General features: G+C 74.7%; 8 protein-coding genes. 4 read left to right on the forward strand and 4 right to left on the reverse strand.

Features of this window, described 5'->3' with window-relative positions; genetic code table 11:
- Positions 1-42: 42 nt before the first annotated feature.
- Positions 43-2,538 carry an FHA domain-containing protein gene (locus ACFY7C_RS18590; protein ID WP_389651252.1) on the reverse strand — a complete coding sequence of 832 codons (2,496 nt, stop codon included), beginning with the start codon at positions 2,536-2,538 and terminating at the stop codon, positions 43-45.
- 182 nt (positions 2,539-2,720) lie between these two features.
- On the opposite strand from ACFY7C_RS18590, the gene ACFY7C_RS18595 reads away from it, so the two are divergent.
- Positions 2,721-3,332 carry a TetR/AcrR family transcriptional regulator gene (locus tag ACFY7C_RS18595; RefSeq protein WP_389651255.1) on the forward strand — a complete coding sequence of 204 codons (612 nt, stop codon included), beginning with the start codon at positions 2,721-2,723 and terminating at the stop codon, positions 3,330-3,332.
- Positions 3,333-3,536: 204 nt separating this feature from the next.
- On the opposite strand, the gene ACFY7C_RS18600 is transcribed toward ACFY7C_RS18595, so the two are convergent.
- Positions 3,537-4,352, reverse strand: a complete 816-nt coding sequence (locus tag ACFY7C_RS18600) for a DUF3626 domain-containing protein (RefSeq protein WP_389651258.1) — start codon at positions 4,350-4,352, stop codon at positions 3,537-3,539.
- Between the two features lie 146 nt (positions 4,353-4,498).
- Between ACFY7C_RS18600 and ACFY7C_RS18605 the strand changes: the two genes are divergently transcribed.
- Positions 4,499-5,176, forward strand: a complete 678-nt coding sequence (locus ACFY7C_RS18605; protein ID WP_389651261.1) for a ThuA domain-containing protein — start codon at positions 4,499-4,501, stop codon at positions 5,174-5,176.
- 130 nt (positions 5,177-5,306) lie between these two features.
- Complete coding sequence (locus tag ACFY7C_RS18610; RefSeq protein ID WP_389651264.1) at positions 5,307-6,698, forward strand: NADP-dependent succinic semialdehyde dehydrogenase; 1,392 nt, start codon at positions 5,307-5,309, stop codon at positions 6,696-6,698.
- 100 nt (positions 6,699-6,798) lie between these two features.
- On the opposite strand, the gene ACFY7C_RS18615 is transcribed toward ACFY7C_RS18610, so the two are convergent.
- Both ACFY7C_RS18615 and ACFY7C_RS18620 read right to left on the reverse strand, forming a co-directional pair.
- Complete coding sequence (locus ACFY7C_RS18615; RefSeq protein WP_389651267.1) at positions 6,799-7,818, reverse strand: PHP domain-containing protein; 1,020 nt, start codon at positions 7,816-7,818, stop codon at positions 6,799-6,801.
- A 19-nt stretch (positions 7,819-7,837) separates the two neighbouring features.
- The gene (locus ACFY7C_RS18620) at positions 7,838-9,964 is read right to left on the reverse strand and encodes a SpoIIE family protein phosphatase (RefSeq protein WP_389651270.1); all 2,127 of its coding nucleotides are present in this window, start codon (positions 9,962-9,964) and stop codon (positions 7,838-7,840) included.
- A 35-nt stretch (positions 9,965-9,999) separates the two neighbouring features.
- Between ACFY7C_RS18620 and ACFY7C_RS18625 the strand changes: the two genes are divergently transcribed.
- Positions 10,000-13,296, forward strand: a complete 3,297-nt coding sequence (locus tag ACFY7C_RS18625; protein WP_389652744.1) for an ATP-binding protein — start codon at positions 10,000-10,002, stop codon at positions 13,294-13,296.
- Positions 13,297-13,782 lie beyond the last annotated feature (486 nt).

Genomic DNA, 13,782 nt, shown 5'->3' on the forward strand with positions numbered 1-13,782 from the left:
CTCTCCGGTTTCCCCGCTCTCTCCGGTCTCCCCGCCACCTCGCTACTTCCGCATCACCACCGGCTCGTGCCGCCGCAGCAGCCGGGCCACGACGAGTCCGAGGACGACACACAGCGCGAGCAGCATCCCCATGTCGAAGAGCCAGGCCCCGAGCGTGTGGTCCATCAGCGGGTCGGCCGTCTTCTCGCCCGGCACGGTTGCGCCGATGTCGACCGTCGCGCCCATCGCCGCGAACGCCCACCGCGAGGGCACCAGCCACGCCAGCTGCTCCAGGACGGGCGTACCGCTCACGTTGAGCAGCGCGCCGCAGAACACCACCTGCACGATCGCGAGGAGGACCAGCAGCGGCATCGTCACCTCCTCCTTGCGCACCAGGGCGGAGACGAACAGGCCGAGCATCATCGCCGTGAAGGCCAGCAGGGCGACGGCGAGGGTCAGCTCCACGAGCGGGGGCAGCAGCACCCCCTTGCCGCCGGGCGCGCCGAGTGGGACGCCGATCAGCGCGACCAGGGTCAGGACCACCGACTGCACGACCGTGATCAGGCCGAGGACCACCACCTTGGACATCAGATACGCCGAACGGGACAGGCCGACGGCTCTCTCCCGGCGGTAGATGGTCCGCTCCTTGACCAGCTCGCGCACCGCGTTCGCCGCCCCCGTCAGCACGCCGCCGACACAGAGGATCAGGAGCACGTTGAGCGTCGACTCGGGGCCAAGCCGCCCCTCGGACAGGGCGCGCGCCATCGCGCCCATGACGAACGGCAGCGCGACCATGATGGCCAGGAAGGTCCGGTCGGCGGCGAGAGCCGCCGCGTAACGCCGTACGAGGGTACGGAGCTGGGACCCCCAGCTCTGCGCCTTGGGCGGCGGGGCCGGTTCCGGTGGCGCCGCGCCGGGACGGGCGGTGAGACCCGGCCGTAGGCTCGCCTCCTCGATGTACCGGCGGTGGAAGCGCGAGGTCCGGTAGCCGCCCGCCCAGTCGCGGTCGCGGTCGTTCTCGAAGGCCTCGAAGGCCTCCGGCCACTGGGCGAAACCGAAGAAGTCCAGCGCGTCGGTGGGCGGACCGTAGTACGCCACCCGCCCGCCCGGCGCGAGGACGAGGAGCCGGTCGCACACGTCGAGGCTGAGGACGCTGTGGGTGACGACGATGACCGTGCGTCCGTCGTCGGCGAGCCCGCGCAGCATGTGCATGACCGAGCGGTCCATGCCGGGGTCGAGTCCGGACGTCGGCTCGTCGAGGAAGAGCAGCGACGGCTTGGTGAGCAGTTCGAGCGCCACGCTGACCCGCTTGCGCTGGCCGCCGGAGAGGCTGTGGATCGGCTGCCCGGCCCGCTCCTCGAGGCCGAGCTCCCCGATCACCTCGTCCACCCGGGCGCGCCGCTCGGCGGTCGCGGTGTCCTCGGGGAAGCGCAGCTCGGCGGCGTAGCCGAGGGCGCGGCGGACGGTCAGCTGGAGGTGCAGGATGTCGTCCTGCGGGACGAGTCCGATGCGCTGGCGCAGCTCCGCGTAGTCCCGGTACAGGTCACGGCCGTCGTACAGGACCGTGCCCCGGTCCGCGGGGCGCTGGCCGGTGAGCGCGCCGAGCAGGGTGGACTTGCCGGCGCCGGACGGGCCGACGACGGCGAGCAGGCACTTCTGCCCCACGGGGAAGGAGACGCCGTCCAGCAGCGTCTTGCGGCCGTGATCGACGGTGACGGCCAGCTCCTGCACGTCGAGCGACACCTCGCCGGTGTCGGTGAACTCGACGAGATTGCCGCCGATCAGGCAGAACGCGCAGTGGCCGATGCCGACGATGTCCTCGCCGGTCACCCGGGCGTCGGTGACGGGGCTGCCGTTGAGGAAGGTGCCGTTGTGGCTGCCGAGGTCATGGATCCAGTACGTGCCGTCGGGGTGGGCCCGCAGCTCGGCGTGGCGGCGCGAGACGGTGAGGTCGTCGACGACGAGGTCGTTGTCGGGGGCGCGGCCGATCCGGACGGCGTGGGCGGGCAGCGGCCGCACGGACGTCGGCTGCCGGAACGTGCCGGTCTGGGCCGGGTGCGAGACGGCGGACGGGCGCGGAGCGGGGGCGACCGCCGGTGTCCCGGCCCGTACGGGCGCGGGCTCCTGTCGTACGGGCTCCGGGGGCGCCTGGGGTGCCCGGGGAGTCGGCCGGGGTCGCGCGGACTCCGGTCGTACGGGCTCAGGGGGAGCCGGTCGGGACGGTGGGGCGGTCGGGGCGCGGGCCGGAAGCACCACCGCCATCGGCCCCTCCGTGGGGTGGCCGAAACGGATCACGGTGCCGGGACCGACCGGACTGAGCGCCACCCGGCGGTCGTCCGCGAAGGTGCCGTTCGTGCTGCCCTCGTCCTCCAGCGTCCAGTGGTCACCGACCGCCCGCAGCACCGCGTGGTGCCAGGACGCCCTGGCGTCCGCCAGGACGAAATCACTGGTGGGGTCGCGTCCGATGCGATAGACGCGGCTCGGGTTCATCACGGTCGCGTCCCCGTCGATCTCGAGCACGAGCTCGGGCGCGGCGGGCGCGAGGGGCCGCTCTCCCATGCGTGAATCTTAACGTCGGCGGGCCGTCCGCGCCCGGGAGGGCCGCCGGTATCGTGGGCGGCCGACCCACCGGGAAGGCGTGCGCGGCCGCGTACGCGCAACGGCGTCGGGCATGAACGCCGGACATGAACGCCCGACGCGAACGGCGTACGCGAGCGGCGGACGCGAAGGAGGGGCCAGTCGTGCCGAAAGGTGTCACCAGGCGCCGGCCCGTCACCCGCGCGGCCCTGCTGAAGGCGGCCCTGGAGGTCTTCGCCGAGCACGGCTTCCACGCCGCCTCGATCGAGCAGATCTGTGAGCGCGCCGGATTCACGCGCGGCGCGTACTACTCGAACTTCGCCAGCAAGGAAGAGCTCTTCCTCGCCCTCTTCGACGAGCACGGCGAGCGGATCGTGCACCGCCTCGCCGAGGCGATCGACGCGCTCGCGCCCGAGGACTACACCCTGGAGCGGCTCGCCGAGCTGGCCTCGCGCGTCGAGCCGGACGAGCGTGACTGGTATCTGGTGAGCACCGAGTTCACCCTGCACGCCATCCGCGATCCGCAGGCCGCCTGGGTGCTCGCCCGGCACGACGCCCGGCTGCGGGCCGAGATCGCCCGCGGCCTCGAGCTCGTCCTGCGCCGCGCCGGCCGTGAACTCACCGTGGACTCCGACCGGTTCGCCCGCCTGATCGTCGCCCTGCGCGAGGGTGGTCTGGCGCAGAGCTATGTGGAACCGGACGCTCTGCCCCCAGGCAGCCTGGAACGCGACTTCCTGGCCCCGCTGTTGAAGGCGGTGACCCGCCCGGCCGAGTGAGCCGGCGAGCGCGCGGAGCGTGGGTGCCCCGGCGGGCGCGCGGAGTCCGCCGGGCGCGGAGGCCTCGCGTCGTTCGCCGTGCTCGGGGCGGGGCCCGGACGGAGGCCGCAGGTGGTTCGGGTCCGGGCGACCGGCCGTCGTTCGCCCGTGCTCGGAGGCCCGGGACGGCGCCGCACGGGAGTCGTCCGGGCGACCGGCCGTCGCTCAGGCGGTGGCCGGCGCGCCGAAGCGGGCCAGCAGGTGCCACACGCGCTTGACATGCCGCCGGTCGTACCGCCCCGATTCGGCCGCCTCCTGCACGATCCGCGGGTCCAGCCGGCCGTCCACGGCCATCTCGGCGCCCAGCTCGACGAACTCGGGCCCCCGGTAGTCCGGGTGCCGTCGCAGCTCCGCGACCGAGAGCCGGAAGCCCCCGTGCCACTCCACCGGGCAGGGCAGGGCGCGGGCGGCGGCCTCCACCTCCGTACCGCGGAAGGACGGGTCCAGGACCAGAGCCTCCACGTCCCGGCCGATCTCCACCGGGCCGTGGACCTGGGCCTCGACGTAGTCGTCGAGGGCGTCCTGGTCGTCGGCGAGCGCGAGCGCCACCAGCGCCGCCCGCTCCGCGACGCCGAAGTCCTCCGGCTCCAGGAAGCTGTCCGGATAGCAGAAGGTGCTGCGGGCGAGCGTGGCCCCGGTCAGCCGCAGATGCGCGGAGCCGAAGCGAGGCGCGGCCCCGAACGGGCGGCGGCGGTGGTCGAGGGCGCCGTACACGGGCCGCTCGTCCGCCGGCGCGTCGTCGTACGCGCCCCCGAAGATCCTGCTCTCCCAGCGCCACCGGTCGCCGCCGGGACGAGCGGTGAGCCCGCCGTTGCTGGTGCCGGTGACGAACTGCGAGCGGTAGACCCCCTCCTCGGCGAGCCGGTCGAGGAAGGTGGGATGGAAGTTGAGCGTCACCCTCAGCGTGGGGTCGAGCGGCCCGCCCGTGGCCAGGGCGGAGACGTGGGCGAGGGCGCGGCGCGGTCGGGGCAGAAGATCCATCGGCGCAGTGTGCCCGACGGCAGGCCCTTGCGGCCTGGGGTTTTCGCTGGCTACGGTCGGGCCGGCGGTCCGGAAAGCGCTTGCTCCGCCTCTGGAGGCGGCCGGGAACCCGAAGCCGCACGGAACGGACAGAAGGAGTGCACCACGTGCCCAGCGGCAGGTCGAAGGACGTCCTCGTCTACACCCGCACCACCGGCTACCGCCATGAGTCGATCCCCGCCGCGGCCGCCGCCCTCGGCGAACTCGCCGCAGCGGCCGGACTTTCCGCCGAGACCACCGAGGATCCCGCCGCCTTCACCCCGGAGCGCCTCGCCCGCTGCGCCGCCGTCGTACTCGTCTCGACCACCGGGACCGTGCTCACCGACGCCGGCCGCGCCGCCTTCGAGGCGTACGTACGCGGCGGAGGCGGACTCCTCGCCGTGCACGCCGCGGCCAACGCCGAGCCCGACTGGCCCTTCTACGGCGACCTCCTCGGCACCCGCTTCGACGGCCACCCCGAGATCCAGCCGGGCACGGTGTGCGTCGACACCCACGACCACCCGGCGACGGCCGCCCTGCCGGACCGCTGGGAGCGGACCGACGAGTGGTACAACTTCACGGTCAACCCGCGGGCCACCGGCGTCCGCGTCCTCGCCCGCGCCGACGAGACCGGCTATCACGGCGGCACCCTGGGCGCCGACCACCCCCTGGTGTGGTGCCGCGACACCGCGCCCGACCACGGCCGTGTCCTCTTCACCGCCCTCGGCCACGCGACCGAGGCATACGCGGACCCCGTCTTCCGCACCCACCTGGCGGGCGCCCTGCGCTGGGTCACGGGCGGCTGACCCCCCGCCGCGCCCCGTGGGCCCCCGGGCCGCCGCCCCTCTGCCGTCACCCCACCGCACCGCCCCGATTGCGCCCGCCGCCCGGGCGCGAAAGCTTGGCCCGTGGGGGCGGAGGCCAGGAGGAGACGACATGGGCATCGCCACCGTGAACCCGGCGACCGGCGAGACGCTGCGCACCTACGAGGCACACGGCCCCGCCGAGGTCGAGCGTCGCATCGGCGCCGCCCGCGAGGCGTTCCGCCACTATCGGACCACGCCCTTCGCCGAACGCGCCCGGCTCATGCGCGCCGCCGCGTCCCTCCTCGACGAGGACGCCGAGGACATCGCGCGCACGATGACCACCGAGATGGGCAAGCCGATCGTCGCCGCCCGCGCCGAGGCCGCCAAATGCGCCAAGGCCATGCGCTGGTACGCCGACCACGCCGAGGCGCTGCTCGCCGACGAGCACCCCTCCGAGCACGACGTCCTGGACTCCGGCGCCGACCTCGCCCGCGTGCACTACCGTCCGCTCGGCCCGATCCTCGCCGTCATGCCGTGGAACTTCCCGCTCTGGCAGGTGATCCGCTTCGCGGCGCCCGCGCTGATGGCCGGCAACACCGGGCTCCTCAAGCACGCCTCCAACGTGCCGCAGACCGCCCTCTACCTCGGGGACCTCTTCCGTCGCGCCGGTTTCCCCGAGGGCTGCTTCCAGACGCTGCTGATCGGCTCGGGCGCCGTCGAGGGCATCCTGCGCGACCCGCGCGTCGCCGCCGCGACCCTCACCGGCAGCGAACCGGCCGGCCGTTCCGTCGCCGCGATCGCCGGCGACGAGGTCAAGAAGACCGTCCTCGAACTCGGCGGCAGCGACCCGTACATCGTCATGCCCTCCGCCGACCTGCCCCGGGCCGTGAAGACCGCCGTCACCGCGCGCGTACAGAACAACGGCCAGTCCTGCATCGCCGCCAAGCGGTTCATCGTCCACCGGGACGTCTACGACGACTTCGCCGAGCGCTTCACCGCCGCCATGAACTCCCTCACCGTCGGCGACCCGCTCGACGACGACACCGACGTCGGCCCGCTCGCCACCGAACAGGGCCGCGCCGACCTGGAGGCCCTCGTCGACGACGCGGTGGCCGCCGGGGCCACCGTCCTGTGCGGCGGGAGCCGCCCCGACGAGCTGCCGCGCGGCTGGTTCTACCGGCCGACCGTCCTGACCGGCATCACACCGTCGATGCGCGTCCACCACGAGGAGACCTTCGGCCCCGTCGCCACCCTCTACCCGGTCGCCGACATCGAGGAAGCCGTCACCGTCGCCAACGACTCGCCCTTCGGTCTGAGTTCGAACGTCTGGACGCGCAAGGACGAGGACATCGCCTTCTTCGTACGGGACCTGGAGGCGGGCGGCGTCTTCGTCAACGGCATGACCGCCTCCCACCCCGCCCTGCCCTTCGGCGGGGTGAAGCGCTCGGGGTACGGGCGGGAGCTCTCCGGCCACGGCATCCGCGAGTTCTGCAACCCGACCACGGTCTGGCAGCGCGCCTGACCCGGCGGCGGACCCCTGATCCGGCGGCGCACGCCTGATCCGGCGGGGGACGCCTGATCCGGCGGGGGGCGCCTGATCCGGCGGGCGGGCGACGCCGCCGCTACGGGTGCTCGCCCCGGGTCCACCGCGACAGCTCGTCCGCGGACCAGGTGTTGATCACCCGGTCCGCCGGCACCCCGCACTCCTCGGCCCGCGCGCAGCCGTGGATCTGCCACTCCAGCTGGCCCGGCGCGTGCGCGTCCGTGTCCACCGCGAAGTACACGCCGGCCTCCACCGCGAGCCGCAGCAGCCGCAGCGGCGGATCGAGCCGTTCCGGACGGCTGTTGATCTCCACCGCCGTGCCCGCCTCGGCACAGGCCCCGAACACCCGCTCCGCGTCGAACTCGGACTCCGGCCGCAGCCGCCCGCCGCTCACCAGCCGACCGGTGCAGTGACCGAGCACGTCCATCAGCGGATTGCGCACCGCCCGCTCCATCCGGCGGGTCATCGCCGCCGCGTCCATCCGCAGCTTCGAGTGCACCGAACCGACCACCACGTCCAGCCGGTCGAGGAGTTCGGGCTCCTGGTCCAGCGAGCCGTCCGGCAGGATGTCGCACTCGATCCCGGTGAGCATCCGGAACGGCGCCCACTCCTCGTTGAGCCGCGCCACCACGTCCAGTTGCTCCCGCAGCCGGTCGGGGGACAGACCGCGCGCCACCTTCAGGGTCGGCGAATGGTCCGTCAGGACCATCCACTCGTGGCCGAGGCGGGCCGCCGCCCGTCCCATGTCCTCGATGGTGCTGCCGCCGTCCGACCAGTCCGAGTGGACATGGCAGTCGCCGCGCAGCGCGGCCCGCAGGGTCTCGCCGCCCCGGGCCTCGGGCACCGGGATCTCCTTCTCCAGGCGCTCCAGATACTCGGGCACCCGCCCGGCCAGCGCCTCCCGCACCACCGCCGCCGTCTTCGGCCCGATCCCCTTGACCGACTCCAGCGTCCCCGCCGCGGCCCGTCGCGCCACCTCCTGCGCACCCAGCTCCGTCACCGCCGCCGAGGCCGTACGGAACGCGCGGGCCCGGTACGCGGGCGCCTGTGACCGCTCCAGCAGGAACGCGATCCGCTCCAGCGCCGCCACCGGGTCCATCGGCCGTACCGCCCTTCGCTCAGTCCTCCGGCCCCGTGCGACCGGAACCCGTACCGTCGATCGCCCCCGCCCGCTCGCCCGGAGACGAAGGCGTCTCGGCGGGTCCGATCTCGCACCACACCGCCTTGCCCTCGCCGCGCGGCTCCACGCCCCACCGCGAGGCGATCGCGTCCATCAGGAGCAGCCCACGCCCCGAGGTCGCCGCCTCGCCCGGAGTGCGGCGGCGCGGCCACGCGCTCGACCGGTCCTGCACCGAGAGGCGCACCCGCCGCACCGGCTCCGGCAGCACCTCCAGGGTCAGCACCGCGCCACCCTCGGTGTGCAGCAGGACGTTGACCAGCAGCTCGCCCGTCAACAGCTCGGCGTCGTCCGCGATTTCGGGCATGCCCCAGTCCACCAGCGCCTGCCCCACCGCCGCCCGCGCGTCCGACAGGCCCTGCGGATCGGCCTGGTGGATGTACTGGTGGATGCGCGGCGCCCGTGGCGTGCCCGGGTCCGGGCTGCGCCGCAGCACCAGGAGCGCCACGTCGTCACCCGAGCCCCACCGCTCCCACAGCCGCTCCGAGAGATGGTCCGCGAGCGCCTCCGCCTGCGGCGGGCCGCTGCTCACCGCCTCGGCGAGCGCGTCGAGCCCCGTCTCGATGTCCGTGCCCGGCTGCTCCACCAGACCGTCCGTGCACATCACCAGCGTCTCGCCCGGCACCAGGTCGAGCCGGGTCTCCGGGAACTCCTCGTCCCCGAAGACCGTCGCCAGGCCGAGCGGAAGACCGCCCCGGAGCTTCGGCCGGCCCACCCGCCCGTCCGTGTGCCGGATCAGCGGCCCCAGATGCCCCGCCCGTACCCCGCGCACCGTGCCGCCGGCCAGGTCCACCTGGGCGTAGGTGCAGGTCGCGAAGCGGTTGGTGTCGAGCTCCGCGAGGAAGCGGGAGGCGCGGGCGAGCACCGTCGACGGGGCGTGGCCCTCGCCCGCGTACGCCCGGAGCGCGATCCGCAGCTGGCCCATGATCGCGGCGGCGTGGGTGTCGTGGCCCTGGACGTCGCCCACGACGACGCCGACCCGCCCGCGCGGCAGCGGGATCACGTCGTACCAGTCGCCGCCGACCTGCCGACCGCTCCACGCCGCGTGATAGCGCACCGCGATCTCGCCACCGGTGATCGTGGGGATCCGCCGGGGCAGCATCGTCGCCTGGAGACCGGTCGCCAGCTCCCGCTCCTCGTCGAAGAGGATCGCCCGCTGCAGCGACTGCGCCACGATCGCCGCCAGACCGAGCAGCAGATTGCGCTCGTCGGCGTTGAAGGTGCTGCGGCGCCGGTAGAACAGCGCCATCCCGCCCAGCGAGCGGGCCTGCGCCACCAGCGGCAGATAGCAGGCCGAGCGGAACGGCATCCGGGTCACGTACGGGGCGAGCTCGGGGAAGTCCTGTCCCAGCGTCGGAAACGAGGGCACGAACCGGGGCCGGCCGCTCAGCACCGTCTCCGCGAGCGGCAGCCCCCGGTCCAGGCGGCGGCTGCGGAAGTCGTCGAAGACCTCGAGGGACTCGCCGCTCAGCGCGATGATGTTGAGGGAACCGTTCTCCACCAGACCCAGCGCCAGACCCTCGGCACCGAGCCGCGCGAGACCCCCCGGGCCGGTCAGCGCCGCCGTCACGTCGTCCACGGTCACCGCCCGCGACAGCGCGTGCGTCGTCCGCTCCACGATCGTGGTCTGCACCTCACGGCGCTTCTCCAGGTCGAGCACGAACTCCGAGTGCGTCACCTCGGTCGTCGCGTCCCGCACGATCCCCACGATCCGGTGCGCCATGCCGCCGCCCCGCCGCAGGATCCGGGCCTGCACATGCGTCCATTGGGGGGTACCGTCGGGCCGTTCGAGCCGGACGTGCGCCGTGTAGGAAGAGCTGCCGCCGGTGATCGCGTCCCTGATCACCTGTTCGAGCCGGGTCCGCTCCTCGGGGTCGAGATCGCGTACGAGCGTCGCCGGCCGTCCGTCGAACTCCGCCGGGGCGAGCCCGAAGACCAGCAGGCCCGCGTCGTCGACGTCGATGGTGCCGGTGTCGAGGTCCCAGTCGAAGCTGCCGGTGCGGTTCATGGCGAGGCGCTCGGTCGGCCCGATCTCGCCGCCGCGCGTGTTCCGCTCGTCATCGGTCATCTTCCTTATTGTCGAACCCGCACACCCCGCACGCCATGGCGGCGACACCGCCACTCGGGCGGATTCGGCAGAATGGGCCGGTGCAGCCGCCCTACCGCATCCTCGGACCCGCCCAGGCCCGCCGCGCCGACGGCGCCGAAGCCGCACTGAGCGGCGCCCGGCTGCGTGCCCTGCTCACCGCGCTCGCCGCAGCGGGCGGCCGCGCGGCCGGCACGGACGCCCTGATCGCCCGGGTCTGGGCCGAGGACACCGACGACGACCGGCTGGCGGCGCTCCAGGCACTGGTGGGCCGGCTGCGCCGGGCCCTCGGGCACCAGGCCGTCGCCTCCGTGCCCGGCGGCTACCGGCTGGCCGCCGCGCCCGGCGACGTGGACCTGTTCCGCTTCGAGGAGCTCGCCGACGAAGGGGCGCGCGAGCTGGACGCCGGCCGGCCCGAGCGGGCCGCGCGGCTGCTCGACGAGGCCCTCGGGCTCTGGCGCGGCCCCGCCCTCGCGGACCTGCCGGGACACGACGCGGACCCGCTCGCCGTACGGGCCGAACAGCACCGCGCCCGCGCCCGGCGCGACCGGCTCGCCGCGGACGTCGCCCTCGGCCGCGCCCAGGACACCCTCGCCCCGCTCGCCGCCCTCACCGCCGAGCACCCCCTCGACGAACCCCTCCACGCCCTCCGCCTCCGCGCCCTGCGCGCCGCCGGCCGCCCCGCCGAGGCCCTCGCCGCCTACGAGACCGCCCGCCGCGCCCTCGCCGACCGCCTCGGCACCACACCCGGTCCCGAACTCAAGAGCCTGTACGAGGAGTTGCTCGCCGCCGAGGAGCCGCCCACCGCCCGTCGCGCGCTGCCCGCACCCCTGACCTCCTTCCTCGGCCGCACCACCGAACTGCGCGACCTCGCGGACGCGTGGGACACGGGGCGGCTCGTCACGCTGACCGGCCCCGGCGGCGTGGGCAAGACCCGCCTCGCCCTGGCGGCCGCGTCGGCCCACCCCGAGACGTGGCTCGCCGAACTCGCCTCCGTACGCGACCCGTCCGACGTCCCCGCCGCCGTCCTCACCGCCCTCGGCGCCCGCGAGACCCACCTCTGGCGCGACGCCCCCGCCCGCGACCCCCTCACCACCCTCGTCGACCACTGTGCCCGGCGTCGGATGCTGCTGGTTCTGGACAACTGTGAGCATGTGGTGGGGGCGGCGGCGGGGTTGGTGGAGGTGTTGCTGGCGCGTTGTCCGGGGGTGACGGTGCTGGCGACGAGTCGTGAGCCGTTGGGTGTGCCGGGGGAGGTGGTGCGTGCGGTGGGGCCGTTGCCGCCGGAGACGGCGGTGCGGCTGTTCGGTGAGCGGGGCGCGGCGGTGCGTGCGGGGTTCCGGGTGGCGGACGATCCGGAGGCGGCGGCGGAGATCGTCCGGCGTCTGGACGGTCTGCCGTTGGCGATCGAGCTGGCCGCGGCGCGGCTGCGGATGCTGACTCCTCGCCAGATCGCCGATCGTCTCGACGACCGTTTCCGGCTTCTGACCTCGGGGGCGCGCACGGTGCTGCCTCGTCAGCAGACGCTGCGCGCGGTGGTGGACTGGTCGTGGGATCTGCTGGACGGTGCCGAGCGTGCGGTGCTGCGTCGTCTGGCGGTCTTCACGGGCGGCTGTGACCTGGAGGCGGCGGAGGCGGTGTGCGGCGAGCCGGGGGGCGCGTCGGAGGTGCTCGACGTGTTGGGTGCGCTGGTCGACAAGTCGCTGGTGGTCGCCGGCCCGACGGAGGCGGGTATGCGGTATCGGCTTCTGGAGACGGTCGCGGAGTACGCGGGGGAGCGGCTGGACGAGGCGGGGGACCGGGAGGTGGCCGAGCGGCGCCATCTGACGTACTACCGCGAGCTCGCCCGGATCAGCGACGCCGAAATCCGGGGACCGCGACAGGCGTCGGCGCTGCGGCGGCTGGAGAGCGAGCACGACAACGTACGGACGGCGCTGCGCACCGCCGTCCGCGCGCGGGACGAGCAGGAGACGCTGTGCCTGGTCCACGCGATGAGCTGGTTCTGGCAGTTGCGCAACCATCTGCACGACTCGCGGACCTGGCTGCCGGCGGCGACCCGGCTCGGCCCGGACCCGTTCGCGGGGCCGGTGCGGAGGGCGGAGCCCTTCGAGGGGCGTTGTGTGGACGTGCCGCCACCATGGGCGGGGGAGCGGCTGTGGGAGGCGCGGCGCGGCGGACGGTTGCTGGCCCTCGCCGGCGAGGGCGGGGAGGGCGCCACCGCGCTGGAGCGGCCCGAGACCCGCGCCCGCCTGGACGCCGTCATCGCCGCGTACCGGCCGGGGCTGCCGCAGACCGCCCGGCACCCCGGCACTATGTGGTTCTTCGCCCAGCTGATGACCGGCCGGTTCGGCAGACTCGACGAGACGCTCGCCGCGCTGGTGGCCGCCGCCCGCGAGCACGGCGACGACTGGGACCTCGCCTACGGGCTGCTGCTGCGCGCCAAGCTCCTCGGCGGGCAGCAGCGGGACGCGGCGGAGGCGCTGGCGCTGTTCGAGGCCGCGCAGGACTCCTGGGGCGTCGCCGAGGCGCTCGCCGCGCGCGGCGAGACGTACGAGCGGGCCGGCCGCACCGCCGAGGCCGCCGCCGACTTCGCGCGGGCCATGGACGCCGCCGCCCGGCTCGGCGCCCGCTCCCAGATCCCCGTCTTCAAGGCGCTGCTCGCCGCCGTCCGGCTCCGCGCCCCGGCGTACGCCGACGACCCGGCGGCGTACGCGGACGCCGAACGCATGCTCGTCGAGGCCGCCGCCGAGTCGGGCGAGTCCGGCACCGAGGCCGTGAGCACCCCCCGCCTGCTGCTCACCCAGCACTACGGCACCACCGGCCGGACCTCCCTCGCCCGCGAGCAGGTCGACCTGATGCGGCAGGAGTTCGGCGACATCACCCCCGGCCTCTTCCACGGCATGCTGGCCGGCCTGTGCGCCTGGCTCGACTGCGTGGACGGCGCCTACGACGACGCCACGGCCCGCCTCGCCGACGCCGTACGCGACATGGAGGCCCTCGCCTACCTCGTCGCCCCCTACCTGATCGTCACCCAGTTCGCCACCGCCGCCTGGGCCCGCGCGCGGACCGGCGCGGCGGCGGAGGGCGCCCGGCTCCTCGGCGCCTACGACGCCCACCGCGGCACCCCGAGCGGCCCCGGCATCCGCCCCCTCACCGCCCCCACCGAGGCCACCGTGCGCGCCCACGCCGCCCGCTCCCTGCGCGCGACCCTCGCCCCGGCCGAGTTCACCGCCCGCTACGAGGAGGGCACCACCCTCACCCTCAAGGAGGCCGCCGCGCTCGTCCGCGACACCCCCACCGGGACCCGACCGTGACCTGGCCGCCCCGGTCAACCGGCCCGGGCCGTCACGGACCGGGGTGGTGACCCGGCTCCGCCGCTACCAGCCGGGGGCGTGACCCGGCTCCGCCGTCACCGGCCGGGGGCGTGACCCGGCTCCGCCGTCACCGGGTTCGGAGCCGTTCCCCGACCGCCGTCGTCCCCGGCGGTAGTGTCATCGGCCCCCGGCCGTGATGCCTCCCCTTCGGCCACAGGACAGGCTCGTCACCCGGCTCAGAGCCGTCACCCGGCTCCGCCGTCACGGGGCTCGGAGCCGTTCGCCGGCCGCTGTCGTCCCAGGCTGGACCGTCATCGCCCCCGGCCGTGACCTGCCCTTCGGTCACTGGACCGGCTCGTCACGGGGCCCGAGCCGCCACGCGGCTCCGTTGTCACCCGGCTCCGCCGTCACGGGGCTCGGAGCCGTTCGCCGGCCGCTGTCGTCCCAGGCTGGACCGTCATCGCCCCCGGCCGTGACCTGCCCTTC

Source organism: Streptomyces sp. NPDC012769, from assembly GCF_042901205.1.
In the GTDB taxonomy this organism is placed as follows: domain Bacteria; phylum Actinomycetota; class Actinomycetes; order Streptomycetales; family Streptomycetaceae; genus Streptomyces.